This window comes from Sphingomonas sp. jy18 (genome assembly GCF_056931895.1).
Map to the genome: position 1 here is coordinate 302,444 of NZ_JBXPBT010000004.1, position 14,147 is coordinate 316,590.

Consider the following 14,147-nt stretch of genomic DNA (forward strand, 5'->3'; position numbering starts at 1 on the left):
AAACCAATAGGAAACATCGGAGAGAGACATGGATTTCAGCCTGCCGCAGGATCTGCTCGCCTATCTGGACGAGCTTGACGCCTTCATCGCCGCCGAGATCAGACCGCTGGAGCAGGCGGACGACAATATCCGCTTCTTCGACCATCGCCGCGAATGGGCGCGCACCGACTTCGAGCAGGGCGGGCTGCCGCGCCATGACTGGGAGCAACTGCTCCGCGCCGCGACCCGCAAGGCCGATGCGGCGGGGCACTGGCGCTTCTCGGCGCCCAAGAAATATGGTGGCAAGGATGGCAGCAATCTGTGGATGGCGGTGATCCGGGACCGGTTCGCAGCCAGGGGGCTGGGCCTGCACAACGACCTGCAGAACGAGCACAGCATCGTCGGCAACTTCCCCTTCGTCGCCATGTTCGAGGAATGGGGCACCGAGGAGCAGAAACAGGAGTTCATCCTCGGCGGCTTTGCCGGTGAACGGCGCACCGCCTTCGGCCTGACCGAGCCGCATCACGGCTCCGACGCCACCCATATGGAAACCCGGGCGGTGCGCGAGACGCGCGACGGCGTCGATGGCTGGCGCATCGATGGCGAGAAAATGTGGATCACCGGCATGCATGTCGCGACCCACTGCGCCACCTTCGCCCGCACATCGGGCAAGGATGGCGATGCGCGCGGCATCACTTGCTTCCTCGTCCCCAACCCCTCGCCGGGGCTTAGAATCGAGGAATATCTGTGGACCTTCAACATGCCGACGGACCATCCCCGGCTGAGCTTCAACAACGTCTGGGTGCCGGACAGCGCGATTCTGGGTGTCGAAGGGCGCGGCCTCTCCCTCGCGCAGAGCTTCGTCCACCAGAACCGCATCCGCCAGGCAGCATCCTCGCTGGGCGCAGCGACCTTCTGCGTCGAGGAGAGCGTGAAATATGCCCGAGCCCGCAAACCGTTCGGCGAGGAGCTGGCGCGCAATCAGGCGATCCAGTTTCCGCTGGTCGAGCTGGCGACGCAGTGCGAGATGCTGCGCATGCTGATCTACAAGACCGCGTGGGAGATGGACCATATGGAGCACAGCGCCATCGAACATGAGCTCAGCGACAAGATCAGCATGTGCAATTATTGGGCGAACCGGCTGGTGTGCGAGGCGGCGGACCGGGCGATGCAGGTGCACGGCGGCATCGGCTATTCACGGCACAAGCCGTTCGAACATATCTATCGCCACCACCGCCGCTATCGTATCACCGAGGGCGCGGAGGAGATCCAGATGCGCAAGGTGGCGGCCTATCTGTTCGGCTATCTCGGGCCGCGCAAGGCGCTGTTCGCGTGAACAAGGGCGGCAGCACGATGCTTGCCGCCGCCCTGACATTGATGTCGTGTGTCGGCTGCAGCCGGATGCAGCCCGGCTTCCTGCCGCTCGATACCAGCGCGCTGCGTATCCCGCGCGAGTGCGGCGTGCAGTTGGCGATGATGACGGGGCGGCCCGCACGCTATCGCCAGATGCCCCCCGCTTGCGCACTGCCGACGGTGGAAGAGGTGGCGCGCTCTTGCGCGGTGCAGGACCGGATCAGCGCGCCTGCCGGGTTACCCCTGCCGGACTATCGTGTGTCCGCCCTCGACTGCCGCTACACCAACAGCGACGAGAGCACCGCCACCTGTCGCTTCAGGCTGGCGTTGCCGGGAGAAACGGGGGAAGGAACAATGGTCGAAGTACCATTCGACCATCGCTTCTGGGCCGATCATGGCCCGACCCACCATATGTACGGCACGATGTGGATGCTTGGTCGAGGTGCGGACTGCACCCGGGACGAAACACCGCAATGATCCCGACGCTCTTCCCTGTCTTGGCCGGGTTGGACAGCGCCGCTCTTGCGGCGCTCGGCGTCGACCAGCCTGCGCTCACTTTGGCGGCGGGGGACAGGTTGTTCCGGCAGGGCGACTCCCCGACCGGGCTTTACCTGATAGAGAGCGGGGAACTGCGGTTGACGGGGCGCACGCCGGGCGACGGCATGGTGGAACTGGCGCGACTGGGGCCGGGCGATATGGCCGGCGCCTTCAGCCTGCTCGATCCCGCGCCGCGCTCGGCGACGGCGACAGCGATCGGCCCGCTGGTTGTCCGCCGCATCGCCCGCGAGCATTTCAGCGCGCTTGCCGCCAGCGGCGATCCGGCAGCGCTCGCCGTGACCGACCGGCTGCGCTGCGAGGTCGCGGAGCGAACGCGAGCGACCGTCGGCGACATTGCCTTGGCCTTGGGTCGTGGCGCTGGCACCGCCCGCGCACTTGGTACAGCGCCGATGCCGGAAACAGTCGCCGCGCGCGATCTTTCGGCCTTGCTCGGCAGCTTTCCTGGCTTCGACCAGCTGCGTGCCGAGGAATGGCCGCAGATCGAGGCGATGGCACGCATCGTTCATGCTCCGCGCGGCACTTTGCTCTGCCCGGCCGGCCAATCCGCGGGCCATATGCTGATCGTCGCGCGCGGCGCGATCCGCGTCGGCGTCGCCCATGCCGCTGGCGGCATCGAGCAGCTTCTGCTGCACGGGCCCGGCAGTGTCTCGGGCGTGGCCGCGATGCTCGACGACCGGCGCTCGGACCTGATCCGGGACGTGCGAGAGGATGCCGTGCTGCTCCTCCTCGGCCGTTCGGCCTTCGAAGCGCTGCGCGGCGGTGCGACCCCAATCGGCCGCAAGCTGTTTGCCGCCATCGATGCCCAGTTGGTGCGCGATTTGCGGCGCCTGTCGCGCCTCCTCGGTCGCCTGCACGGGGAGCAGGGCTGATGTGCAGGATGCTGGCCTATGCCGGTCCGCCGGTGCTGCTCGACCAACTCATCGTCCAGCCCGATTCAAGCCTGGTGCACCAGGTGATCGATGCCAAAATGCTGGCCATGCTCAATCTTGCCGGCTTCGGTCTTGCCGCGTGGGACGATGGCATGGCCGATCCCGTTCAGCCGCTGCTGTTCCGCTCGACCGAGGTGGCGATCTTCGATCCCAATCTGCGCAGCCTGGCGGCCAAGCTCAACGTCCGCATGGCGGTCGCGCACCTTCGCGGCATCCCCTATTCGGGCCAAGTTGCGGTCAACCGGGAGAGTCTGCATCCCTTCCGCATGCCGGGCTCGCCACTAGTGATGGCGCATAATGGCGATCTCGCCGATTTCGCGGCGATGCGCTACGATCTGGTCGAGCATATCCGGCCGGACATCCGCCGCGCCATCCCGGCGATGACTGACAGCGCCTGGCTGCATGCGCTGATCTTGTCCGGCCTGTCCGACCCCGCCGGCCCCTTCACCGCCGATGAGATACTGCGTGCGATCGACCGGGCGCTGTCCATCATCCGGGAAGTGCGCGACCGGCTGGGTATCCGCCGCTCGTCCTCGGTCAATCTCACCATCGCCGATGGCCGCAACCTCATCGGTGTGCGCTTCACCTTTGATTTCGGAGTATTCGAGAAGCCACCGTTCCAGGGCGGCATCGAGTTTCTCAGCCTGTGGTACACGCTCGGTGCGCGCTATGGCCATGCCGATGGCGAGTGGAAGATGACCGGCGGCTCCGGGCCGGCGACGATCATCGCCAGCGAGCCGCTGACGCGCGACGTGTCGACCTGGGTGGAGGTGCCGGAATACAGCGCCTTGCTGGTGGACGGCGGCAAGCGGCGGGTGGTGCCCATCGACGTGTAACGCAGAAAGCGCGGCAGATTATGTCACGCGCGCAATAAACTGAAAGCGTCCGGGCAGCGATTCTTGGCTCGCAGCGGCTCTGCGTGGTTAACGCAATCGTGGCCCGCGCCGCTTGCCGCATTTTGCTGAAATCGATCTTAAGAATTCGATAACCATCGGATTTTCCTTCATAATCCCGGCTGGCCTTACCTATTGGGCAATGCGCTTTGCGCACAGCAATAGGAGCGAAATCATGGTGCAGATTGCCCAACTCAGCCGCACGACCCTCAACTTCGAACAGATCCTGCTCAGCGAAGGCGCGGAGACCCGCATCCCAGACGGGTTCGGCGGTTTCACCTGGTTGCAAGCCGGTGTTTACAACCCCAACGGCGCTATTCCCGGCTATGCCGCGACTTCTGGGCAGAACCTGCTGTTCGTTGCCGAAGCCGGCGGGCAGGACATTGCCGGATATGACGATGCCGCACCCGGCAGTCCGCTCACGCTGATCCGCGAACAGGCGTTCGAGCTGGAATCGGTGCGCCTGTCGTCTGCTTTCCAGACCGCCCAGACCATTGTCATCCGTGCCTATGCCGATGCGGCCGGCCAGGTGTTGATCGGTCAGAAAACCGTGGTCGTCGGCCTCGGTGACCAAGCGCTGGTATCCTTTGCCGATGGCCTCGACTTCGGCACCTTTGCGGGGGCGCTGCGGGTCGAGTTCGACGGCAATGACGGCAATGGCGCGACGCTCGACTATTTCGGCATCGACGATCTCACCTACAGCCTCACCGCCAACACCGTGCTCGATTTCGACGCCATCGATCTTGGCAATGGATCGGAAGCGGTCTTGCTCGACTATGACGGCTTCAGCTTCTCGCAGACCGGCGTCTATGATCCCGACGGCTCCATCCCCGGGTATGCCAACACATCCGGTGACAATCTGGCGTTCATAGCCGAAGCCAATGGCAACGAAGTGTCGGGCTACGAAGGGCAGGCCGCTGGTGCGCCGGTGGTCATCACCAACGACGTCGCGTTCGACTTCCTCGGCGGCTCCTTCGCGTCGGCCTTCCGCGACGATCTCGACATCGTCATTCGGGGCTATGCCGATGAGGCCGGCACCCAGCTGGTGGGCGAATTCACCATCAGCGTCGATCGTTTCACTGCGCAGGATTTCACCTTCCTGCAGGGCGAGCTGGTCGGCCTGCGTCGGCTCGAGTTCGATTCGAACGACGACAACCCGCTGACCAACGATTACTTCGGCTTCGACGATCTCGCCTTCTTCGTCGCCAACCCGCCGGCAACGCTGCCCGACGATTCCCTGCTCTAAAGGCCGGGATGCCGATGTCGCACGCCGTCTCCGCCTGACGGCGTGCGGCATCGGCGCTTTCCCTGTGGGCAGGTTTATGGCAGCATGACTGCCAGAACAAAGTCAGGCAGGAGAGAGGCTTGTGAACACAGTCCATGATCTGGTCATTCGCGGTGGCACCATCGTCGATGGCACCGGCGGCAAGCCCTTCGCCGGCGATGTCGCCATAGACGGGGACCGCATCAGCCTGGTGGGCGAGGTCAAGGGCAGGGGGCGCGAGGAGATCGACGCCACCGGCAAGATCGTCACGCCCGGCTTTGTCGACATCCACACCCATTATGATGGCCAGGCGACCTGGGATGCGGAGATGGCGCCGTCGTCCTGGCATGGCGTCACCACCGTGGTCATGGGCAATTGCGGCGTTGGTTTCGCGCCGGCCAAGCCCGACAAGCATGACTGGCTGATCGGCCTGATGGAAGGGGTCGAGGATATTCCCGGCACCGCGCTGGCCGAAGGGATGACCTGGGACTGGGAGACGTTCCCCGAATATCTCGACGCGTTGGAAAAGCTGCCGCGCACCGTCGACGTTGGCACGCATGTGCCCCACGGCGCGGTGCGCGCCTATGTGCTGGGCGAGCGCGAGCGGCCGGGCGCGGTGCCGACCGAAACCGACATCGCGCAGATGTCGAAGATCGTCGAGGAAGGGTTGCGCGCCGGCGCGCTCGGCTTCTCGACCAGCCGCACCATTCTCCACAAGTCTATAGATGGAGAGGTCGTCCCCGGGACCACCGCCACCAAGGAGGAACTGATCGGCATCGGCCGGGCGATGGGCCGGGTCGGCTATGGCGTGTTCGAAATGGCGTCGGACATGAAGCGCGACTGGGGCGAATTCGGCTGGATGGGGCAATTGAGCCGCGAAACCGGCCTGCCGGTCACCTTTGCCGCCCTGCAGAGCATCGCCAAGGAAATGCCGCTGGAAGAGCAGATCAGCGAGATGCGCGCACAGAACGCAAATGGCGCGAACATCGTCGCGCAGATCGCGCTGCGCGGCAACGGCATTGTCATGGCGTGGCAGGGGACAGTGCATCCCTTCCGCTTCAAGCCCGCCTGGGTCGAGATTGAGGCGCTGCCATGGGAGCAGCAGCTCGCCCGGCTCAAGGACCCCGCCTTCAAGGCACGGATGCTGGCGGAAGACAATGTCTTCCCCGAATCCGACGTCGTCGATCTGCTCCACGTCGTCGCGGGCGGCTGGCCGGTCCAGTTCGAGATGGATCCGGACTTCAATTATGAACCGACCGCATCGGAAAGCATCGCCGCTCGCGCTGCCGCAGCCGGTGTTTCCGGCGCCGAATATGCCTATGACCTGCTGATGAAGGACGAGGGCAAGGGCTTCATCTACTTCCCCATTCTAAACTATCGCGACGGCAATCTCGATTTCCTCGAAGCGCTTCAGGAAAGCGATGATACCGTCAACTCGCTGTCGGATGGCGGTGCGCATTGCGGTACCATCTGCGATGCGGCCTCGCCCACCTTCATGCTCCAGCACTGGGTGCGGGACCGCAAGAAAAAGCGGATCAGCCTCGAAAACGCGATCCGGCGCCAGTGCCGCGATACGGCGGTGCTCTATGGCCTGCATGACCGCGGGCTGTTGCAGCCGGGCCTGCTTGCCGACGTCAATGTCATCGATCTCGATCGGCTCAAGCTCGGCAAGCCGTGGCTGGCTTTCGATCTGCCGGCGGGCGGCAAGCGCTTGCTGCAAAGGGCCGAAGGTTATGTCGCGACGATCAAGTCGGGGCAGATCACCTTCCGCGAGGGCGTGATGCAGGGGCCGACGCCGGGCGGTGTCATCCGCGGGCCGCAGCCAGCAGAAATGGCTTTGGCCGCCGAATAGCGCCGCTGCCATCCACGGTCAGGATCCATTTCACCGCGTCAAACACGCATTTAACGGGTCCTGACCCTAGTTGCGCTGGTACGCAGCGGGACACATTATTCTTAGGCTCGTCTTGCCATTGTTCACCGGCAACGGCATTCATCGTGTAATGACCGGGCGAGGCTCTGCATCAATAATGGCATTCGCCCTTGCGTTCGCGGCGGTGGTGGCCTCACCGGTTGCTGCGCGTCCGCCTGCGACCGCTGTTGCGCCGGCGCAGCCTGCGGTCGACCCGCGCATTGCCGACACCATCGCCGAGCTGAAGGCAGATGGCAGCCATCAGTTCGCCATCGCGCCCGCGCCCCCGATCCCCAAGCCCGGCTGGCTGGCGCGCGTGCTGGGCGACTTTTTCGAGTGGCTGGGCAAGGGCGGCAAGCAGGGCGTGACCGTGCTGGGCTGGATTCTCATCGGCGCCTTCCTGCTGTTCCTCCTCTATCTGTTCGTGCCGGTGGTGCGGGAGACGGTCGACAACGCCATCGCCAGACTGCGCGGACGGCGCGGGGGAGAAGACTCCGCCGACGATGCCTGGCAGCCCGATCATACCGCCGCGCGCAATCTGCTGGCGGAGGCCGATGCGCTCGCCGCCTCCGGCCGGTTCGACGAGGCGGTGCATCTGCTGCTCGGGCGCAGCCTTGAAGACATCCACTCGCGCCGTCCCGGCCTGCTCAAGCCGGCGCTGACCGCCCGCGCCATCGCTGCGATGCGCGATCTGCCCGACGCCGCCCGCGCTGCTTTCGGCCGCATCGCCGAAGCCGTGGAGCGCAGCCGCTGGGCGCGCCGGGCACTGGCCGAGCCGGACTGGCAGCAGGCCCGCGCCGCTTATGAAGCCTTCGCCTTCGGCGAGCATTGGCGGGCGCGTGCGGCATGAGCGGCGCCGCGTCCGGCCGCACGTTCGATCCGCGCCTGATCGGCGCGGTCATCGTCGCCGCCATCCTCGGCTTCATCGGCTACTGGCTGCTCACCGCTTTCTCGCCCGAATTGTCGAATGGACAGAATGGGCGCGCACATGCCCTGTCGCGCAGCGCCATCGGCTATTCTGCGCTGGTCGAGGTGGTGCGGCAGCGCGGGGACGATGTGCAGATCGGCCGCCGCATCGCCGAATTTCCGGTCCAGCGCAGCCAGCAGGGCCTGCTGGTCCTGACGCTCGATGGCGGCTTCGGCGCGGCTTCGCTCACCGACACCCTGTCGCGCTATCCGCAGCGCAATGTGCTGATCGTGGTGCCGAAATGGTTCGTCGCCCCGCACAAGCAGCGCCGCGGCTGGGTGCAGCATTTTCCCGGCATGGGTGACGATGGTCCGCTGCAGCCCACTCCGTCGGACACCGCAGGGGGTGACGAAGACGCCATGGCCGATGTGCCGGTGATGCCGACGATGTCGAACGGGGCGGCGCTCGGCCCGCACCGGCTGTTGCCTGTCGCCAGCGCGCCGGCACGAGTCAGCGGGCTGGTCGCCGGGCGCAGCATCACGGTGCCGGTCGCCCGCCACCGCCCCCGCGCCATTTCCGGGGATCGCTTTACGCCGGTGCTGCCGCTTGGCGATGGCAGCTTGCTGGCGATCTGGGACCAGCCGGTCGGAGACAGCGCCGATGACGATGGCGAGTCCGGCTTCAACCCCGACACCGGGCTTTACGAGGAATCGACAGGTCCCCTGCCGGGGCGCACCATTTACGTGCTGTCCGATCCCGACATCCTCAACAATATCGGCATGGCCGATCCCGCCCGCGCCACCGCCGCGGTCGCGCTGCTCGATGCGCTGGGCACCGCCGACGAAGGCGTGACCTTCGACGTGACGATGAACGGGCTCGGCGCATCGGATCGTTCGCTGCTGCGGCTGGCCCTCACTCCGCCCTTTCTTGGCCTGACCATGTGCCTGGTCATCGCCGGACTGCTGGCCCTCTGGCAAGGGTTCGTGCGCTTCGGCCCGCCGCTGCGCGAACTGCGCGCGATCGCCTTCGGCAAGGCGGCGCTGGTGGCCAACAGCGCCTTGCTGATCGTCCAGGCGCGCCGCCTGCCCGGCTTTGCCGATCGCTATGTGGCGATGGTGCGCGAAGCGGCGGCACACCGGCTGCACGCGCCGACCGGGCTCGCCGGCGCTGCGCTCGACCGCTGGCTCGATCGCTTCATCGACAGTCAGGGCCGCACTTTTTCGGAACTCGCCGCCGCGCTCGAACGGGCACGGTCGGTCAATGACATCGTGGCCGGCGCGCAGGCGCTCGGCCGTTGGCGAAAGGACATATTGCGTGACAGTCACTGAAGTCGCCGAACTCGGCCAGCGCATTACCGCAGAGGTCGGTAAGGCGGTGGTCGGCCAGAAGAAGGTCGTCGATCGCCTGTTGGTCGCCCTGATGGCGGGCGGCCATGTCCTGCTGGAAGGCCCCCCGGGTACCGCCAAGACCCTGCTTGCCCAAAGCTTCGCGCGCGCCTCCGGCCTGCAATTCGGGCGTATCCAGTTCACGCCCGATCTGATGCCGGGCGATATCCTCGGCTCCAACCTGTTCAATTTCCAGACCTCGACCTTCACGCTCACGCGCGGGCCGGTGTTCACGGAAATGCTGCTGGCGGACGAAATCAACCGCACCCCGCCCAAGACGCAGGCGGCGCTGCTGCAGGCTATGCAGGAACGGCGCGTCACGCTCGATGGAGAAACGCACAGCCTGAGCCAGCGCTTCACCGTGGTCGCGACGCAGAACCCGATCGAGAGCCAGGGCGTCTATCCGCTGCCCGAGGCGCAGCTCGACCGCTTCCTGTTCAAGCTCGCCATCCCCTATCCGGATCGGGCCGAGGAAGAGAAGATCGTCGCCTCGCATGGCAGCCTGTTCGAACGGATCGATGCCGACCGCATGGGCGTGACCGCCGTCGCCGATGCCGCAGCGCTCGAGGCAGCCATCGCCAGCGTGGCCGGTGTGACCATGGCGCCCGAAATTTCCGCCTATGTCGTCTCGCTGATCCGCGCGACCCGGGAAACGCCCGATCTGGCGAGCGGCGCATCGCCGCGCGCCGGTGCCCTGCTCGCGCGCGCAGCCGCAGCGCAGGCGGCGCTGCAGGGACGGGGCTATGTCATCCCCGACGACGTCCAGAGCCTCGCGCCCGATCTGCTGCGCCATCGGCTGCTGCTCTCTCCATCGGCCGAGATCGACGGACGGCAGATCGACGCCATCGTTGCCGATCTCGTCGCATCGGTGGAAGCGCCGAGGTGATGCACCCCATCCGCCTGCTTGCGTTGCCCTGTGGTGGATAGCGGAGAGCTGACGCCGTGATTGCGCCCACCGCCCGTGTCATTGCCTTTATTGCCATCGGCGCGCCGCTGGCGCTGGCGCTCGGCCTGTACCGGCCGGACCTGTGGTGGGCGGCGGCGGCCTGGGCGGGGCTGGGCTTGGGCCTGTTCATCTTCGACGCGCTCGCTGCCGCGCCGCTCGGCCGCGTGCGGCTCGCGGTGTCGGTTCCGCCCGCCGTGGGCGTGGGAGAGCCGTTCCCGCTCGAGCTTGCGGTCGATACGCGAGGCGCCGGCGTGCCGCCGTCCGCGCGCATCTCTGTCGATGCCGACCTGCTGGTCGCGCCCGGCGGGCGGCTCGATGCCCCGCTGGCGGCAGACGGTGCCAATGCCGGCTCGGCGTTCACGCTCACCGCGGCAAAGCGGGGGCTGGCCCATATCGTCGCTGCGTGGGTAGGCTGGACGGGGCCGCTGGGCTTTGCCCGCAAGCAGCGCCGCATCGCCATCGATCGCGAGGTGCGTGTCGTCCCCTCTATCCGCGCGGTGCGTGAGGACGGTGCAAAGCTGTTCGCGCGCGATGCGCAGATCGGCCAGCGGCTCAACGCGCGGCTGGGCGAGGGCAGCGAGTTCGAATCGCTGGTTCGCTTCATGCCGGGGCTCGACCGGCGCGCGATCGACTGGAAGCAATCCGCCCGCCACGCCGATCTGCTCGCCAAGCAGTTCGAGACCGAGCGCGACAACCGCATCGTCCTTGCCATCGATTCCGGGCGGATGATGTCCGATCCGCTGGTGACTCCGGACGGCGTTTCGGAGCCCCGGCTCGACCGCGCAGTCTCTGCCGCGCTGACACTGGGCTATGTCGCGCTCAGGCTGGAAGACCGCGTCAGCCTCGCCAGCTTCGCCGCGCGGCCAAGGGTCACGGGGCGCGAATATGTCCGCCTCGCCGATTTCGCGCAGCTGCGCCGCGCCGCTGCCGATATCGATTATGCCGCAGAGGAAACCAACTTCACCCTCGGCCTCGCCAGCATCGGCGCCGCGCTCAAGCGCCGGGCAATGATCGTGCTCTTCACCGAATTCGCCGATGCGACCAGCGCCGAGTTGATGATCCGCGCCGCCGAACGGCTGGTGGCCAAGCATCTGCTGCTGTTCGTGGTGATGACCGACAGCGAGCTGGAGAATATCTCGGCACGCGTACCCGCCACTGCGGACGATGTGGCTGGCGCCACCATCGCCGCCGAGCTGCTGCGCGACCGCCGCGTCGTGCTCGCCCGGCTGCGGCGCATGGGCGCGCATGTGCTGGAGGTGCCGCCGCAGGGCCTCGCCGCCGGTTTGCTGGCCACCTACATCCGCATCAAGCGCCAGGGGATGATCTGATGCCCGCCACCGCCTCTGCCGCGCCCGCCGTCGGCTATTCGACCGCTGCTTTCCGCAGGGAACGGGAAAGCGACTGGCACGCCTTCGAAGCATTGGTGCTGCGGCTCGAGAAAGGTTCGATCAGCCGCCTCACCGACGAGGAGCTGGTGGCGATGCCACGCCTGTATCGCGCCACCCTGTCCTCGCTCAGCCTCGCCCGCGCCACCAATCTGGACGCGGCCCTGGTCGACTATCTCGAAGGCTTGGCGACGCGCGGCTATTTTCTGCTCTACGGCATACGAGAGTCACGGCTGCGCCGCATCGTCGGCTTCTTCGCTTATGGCTGGCCCGCCGCGGTGCGCAGCCTGTGGAAGGAAACGCTGGTCATCGCCATCCTGCTGCTGCTCGGCGTCGCCACCAGCTGGTCGCTGGTCGCCAGCGATCCGGTCTGGTTCGACCGGCTGATGCCTGAAGAGCTGGCCGGCGGGCGCACGCCCGGTGCCGGTACGGAGGCGCTGCGCGACACCATCTACGGGCTGGAAGACGAGGAGAAGAGCAGCCTGCATATTTTCGCCACCTATTTGTTCACCAACAACAGTCGCGTCTCGATTCTGTCCTACGCGCTCGGCTTTGCCTTTGGCGTCCCGACGATGATCCTCGAATTTTATCAGGGCGTCCCGCTCGGTGCGCTGTTGTGGGTATTTTTTGATGCGGGCCTGGGGGTGGACTTCCTCGCCTGGCTGTCGATCCATGGCACCACCGAATTATTCGCAGCGGTACTGTCCGGTGCGGCTGGTCTGCGTGTCGGCTTCGCCTGTGCCTTCCCCGGCGCACGATCGCGGATGGCGGCGGCATCCGAAGCGGGCAAGGCCAGCGGCGCAGCGATGATCGGCGTCATCCTGATGCTGTTGCTTGCCGGGTTGCTCGAAGGATTCGGGCGACAGTTGATACAATCGATTGAGTTGCGCTTCGCCGTTGGCGGGACGTTCCTCGTCTTTTGGTTGGCCTATTTCTACGCACCACGCCGGAAGCGGGCGACCGCATGAACAGCCCCGCACCCGTCAAAAGCGCGGCCGCGCACGCATCCCGATTTGCCGCTACCCGCCGCAGCAAGAAGCGTACATTCATCACCCCCGAAGGCACCGATCTGCAGCTGGAGATCGCCAGCGCCGGACTCAGGTTCGGCGCGCTGGCGCTCGATCTGCTTCTGATGCTGATTATCCTGATCGTCGCGTGGATTATCCTCGCGTATACCGCCTTTGCCCAGCAGAATGACGGTGCCGCCAGCATCGTGCTGATTGTCTGGATGCTTGGTTTTTTCCTGCTGCGCAATTTCTGGTTCGTCGGTTTCGAATTGGGTCCGCGCTCCGCGACGCCGGGCAAGCGCGTGGTCGGCATCCGCGTCGTCGCCCGCGATGGCGGCCAGCTCACCGTTGCGTCGGTGGTGGCGCGCAATTTGGTGCGCGAGGTCGAACTATATTTGCCGCTCCAGATGCTGATCGGCGCGGCGATAGAGGATTTGGTCACCACCGGCCTTGTTGTTGCCGGTCTGCTGTGGATGCTGGCGATGAGCCTGTTCCTGCTGTTCAACAAGGACAGGATGCGGCTGGGCGATCTGGTCGGCGGTACCTGGGTGGTGGTGGCGCGGCGGCAGAAGATGGCGCAGGATCTGGCGGAGAGCAGCGTCCAGCCCGGTGAGCCGCAGTTCACCGCTGCCGAGCTTTCGGTCTATGGGGTGTTCGAGCTGCAGGAACTGGAGAAGGTGCTGCGGCGCGGCGAGCAGAAATCGATGATGGTGGTCGCCGATACCATCCGCGCCAAGATCGGCCGGCCGATTATCGAGGACGATCGCGTGTTTCTGCTGGCCTATTACCGCCAGGCCCGGGCGCGCATGGAGCGTGACCTCTTGTTCGGCAAACGCCGGGAGAACAAATATGAGGTTTAGACATGACTGACGTTCCAGCCGCTGCCAGCGTGACCGAGGCGATGCTGTCGCGCCGCTCGATCCGCGCTTTTGCCGACCGGCCCGTCGACCCGGCCCTGTTGCGCCGCATCCTGGAAACGGCGCAGCGCGCGCCGTCCGGCGGCAATGTCCAGCCGTGGATGGTCAGCGTCGTCGGCGGGGAATCGCTCGCAGCCTTGATCGACAAGGTGGGTGAGCGGCGGGCGATGGGCTTCACCGGCCTTCAGCCCGAATATGTCATCTACCCGGCCGATCTGACCGATCCGTGGACCAGCCGTCGCCATGGCGTCGCCCACGCCATGTATGCGGCGATGGGCATCGAGCGGCAGGACCGCGCCGCGCGCGATGCGGCGATGGCACTCAACTTTTCAGGGTTCGGCGCGCCGGTGGCGCTGTTCGTCCACTGCCCCAAATTCATGGGCCCGCCGCAATGGGCGGACATGGGCATCTGGCTGCAATCGGTGATGCTGCTGCTGCGCGAAGCCGGGCTGGACAGTTGCCCGCAGGAGGCCTGGTCGGTCTATGGCAAGACCATCCGCGACCACCTCGGCCTCGATGACGAGCAGATCATCTATTCGGGTCTGGCGATCGGCTGGCGCGATGCCGAGGCGCCGGTCAACACCTTCCCGGTCGACCGCGCGCCGCTCGATGAAGTGGTGCGCTGGTTCGGGGTCGAGTGATGCCGTCGCCCCGGGCTCGACCCGGGGCCGCTTGTAAACGGGCACCCCGCCGATAGCGGCCCCGGATCACGTCC

13 protein-coding genes are annotated in these 14,147 nt (G+C 66.1%); all 13 read left to right on the plus strand.

Annotated features, from left to right (window positions below):
• The first annotated feature begins 28 nt into the window (after positions 1-28).
• The 13 genes from AC0QC4_RS12270 to AC0QC4_RS12330 all read left to right on the plus strand — a co-directional run bounded on the left by AC0QC4_RS12270 (position 29) and on the right by AC0QC4_RS12330 (position 14,073).
• Positions 29-1,315, plus strand: coding sequence for an acyl-CoA dehydrogenase family protein (locus tag AC0QC4_RS12270; protein ID WP_483660185.1), 1,287 nt, complete (start codon positions 29-31; stop codon positions 1,313-1,315).
• A complete protein-coding gene (locus tag AC0QC4_RS12275) occupies positions 1,312-1,809 on the plus strand; it encodes a hypothetical protein (RefSeq protein WP_483660186.1) in 498 nt (165 codons plus the stop codon). Before AC0QC4_RS12270 ends, AC0QC4_RS12275 begins: the two co-directional genes overlap by 4 nt.
• Positions 1,806-2,759 (plus strand): cyclic nucleotide-binding domain-containing protein, encoded by a 954-nt coding sequence (locus AC0QC4_RS12280; RefSeq protein ID WP_483660187.1) that lies wholly within the window; start codon positions 1,806-1,808, stop codon positions 2,757-2,759. Before AC0QC4_RS12275 ends, AC0QC4_RS12280 begins: the two co-directional genes overlap by 4 nt.
• Positions 2,759-3,655: a class II glutamine amidotransferase gene (locus AC0QC4_RS12285; RefSeq protein ID WP_483660188.1), complete on the plus strand. Its 897-nt coding sequence runs from the start codon at positions 2,759-2,761 to the stop codon at positions 3,653-3,655. The genes AC0QC4_RS12280 and AC0QC4_RS12285 overlap by 1 nt, the downstream gene beginning before the upstream one ends.
• Before the next feature lie 232 nt (positions 3,656-3,887).
• Positions 3,888-4,958, plus strand: coding sequence for a hypothetical protein (locus tag AC0QC4_RS12290; RefSeq protein WP_483660189.1), 1,071 nt, complete (start codon positions 3,888-3,890; stop codon positions 4,956-4,958).
• Between the two features lie 121 nt (positions 4,959-5,079).
• On the plus strand, positions 5,080-6,828 hold the full coding sequence (locus AC0QC4_RS12295) for an N-acyl-D-amino-acid deacylase family protein (RefSeq protein WP_483660190.1): 1,749 nt from the start codon (positions 5,080-5,082) through the stop codon (positions 6,826-6,828).
• 175 nt (positions 6,829-7,003) lie between these two features.
• Complete coding sequence (locus tag AC0QC4_RS12300; protein WP_483660191.1) at positions 7,004-7,735, plus strand: DUF4129 domain-containing protein; 732 nt, start codon at positions 7,004-7,006, stop codon at positions 7,733-7,735.
• Positions 7,732-9,120, plus strand: coding sequence for a DUF4350 domain-containing protein (locus AC0QC4_RS12305; RefSeq protein ID WP_483660192.1), 1,389 nt, complete (start codon positions 7,732-7,734; stop codon positions 9,118-9,120). Before AC0QC4_RS12300 ends, AC0QC4_RS12305 begins: the two co-directional genes overlap by 4 nt.
• Entirely contained in the window at positions 9,107-10,063 is a 957-nt protein-coding gene (locus AC0QC4_RS12310; RefSeq protein ID WP_483660193.1) for an AAA family ATPase, read from the plus strand. Before AC0QC4_RS12305 ends, AC0QC4_RS12310 begins: the two co-directional genes overlap by 14 nt.
• Before the next feature lie 56 nt (positions 10,064-10,119).
• Positions 10,120-11,451, plus strand: coding sequence for a DUF58 domain-containing protein (locus AC0QC4_RS12315; RefSeq protein ID WP_483660194.1), 1,332 nt, complete (start codon positions 10,120-10,122; stop codon positions 11,449-11,451).
• Positions 11,451-12,476: a stage II sporulation protein M gene (locus AC0QC4_RS12320; RefSeq protein WP_483660195.1), complete on the plus strand. Its 1,026-nt coding sequence runs from the start codon at positions 11,451-11,453 to the stop codon at positions 12,474-12,476. The genes AC0QC4_RS12315 and AC0QC4_RS12320 overlap by 1 nt, the downstream gene beginning before the upstream one ends.
• Positions 12,473-13,375: an RDD family protein gene (locus AC0QC4_RS12325; protein ID WP_483660196.1), complete on the plus strand. Its 903-nt coding sequence runs from the start codon at positions 12,473-12,475 to the stop codon at positions 13,373-13,375. Before AC0QC4_RS12320 ends, AC0QC4_RS12325 begins: the two co-directional genes overlap by 4 nt.
• 2 nt (positions 13,376-13,377) lie before the next feature.
• Complete coding sequence (locus AC0QC4_RS12330; RefSeq protein WP_483660197.1) at positions 13,378-14,073, plus strand: nitroreductase; 696 nt, start codon at positions 13,378-13,380, stop codon at positions 14,071-14,073.
• Positions 14,074-14,147 lie beyond the last annotated feature (74 nt).

Excerpts from the sequence above, each read along its gene's own strand:
- AC0QC4_RS12270 (WP_483660185.1), top strand. The coding sequence starts at position 29 with ATGGATTTCAGCCTGCCGCAGGATCTGCTCGCCTATCTGGACGAGCTT.
- AC0QC4_RS12280 (WP_483660187.1), top strand. The coding sequence starts at position 1,806 with ATGATCCCGACGCTCTTCCCTGTCTTGGCCGGGTTGGACAGCGCCGCT.
- AC0QC4_RS12285 (WP_483660188.1), top strand. The coding sequence starts at position 2,759 with ATGTGCAGGATGCTGGCCTATGCCGGTCCGCCGGTGCTGCTCGACCAA.
- AC0QC4_RS12290 (WP_483660189.1), top strand. The coding sequence starts at position 3,888 with ATGGTGCAGATTGCCCAACTCAGCCGCACGACCCTCAACTTCGAACAG.
- AC0QC4_RS12300 (WP_483660191.1), top strand. The coding sequence starts at position 7,004 with ATGGCATTCGCCCTTGCGTTCGCGGCGGTGGTGGCCTCACCGGTTGCT.
- AC0QC4_RS12305 (WP_483660192.1), top strand. The coding sequence starts at position 7,732 with ATGAGCGGCGCCGCGTCCGGCCGCACGTTCGATCCGCGCCTGATCGGC.
- AC0QC4_RS12320 (WP_483660195.1), top strand. The coding sequence starts at position 11,451 with ATGCCCGCCACCGCCTCTGCCGCGCCCGCCGTCGGCTATTCGACCGCT.
- AC0QC4_RS12325 (WP_483660196.1), top strand. The coding sequence starts at position 12,473 with ATGAACAGCCCCGCACCCGTCAAAAGCGCGGCCGCGCACGCATCCCGA.
- AC0QC4_RS12330 (WP_483660197.1), top strand. The coding sequence starts at position 13,378 with ATGACTGACGTTCCAGCCGCTGCCAGCGTGACCGAGGCGATGCTGTCG.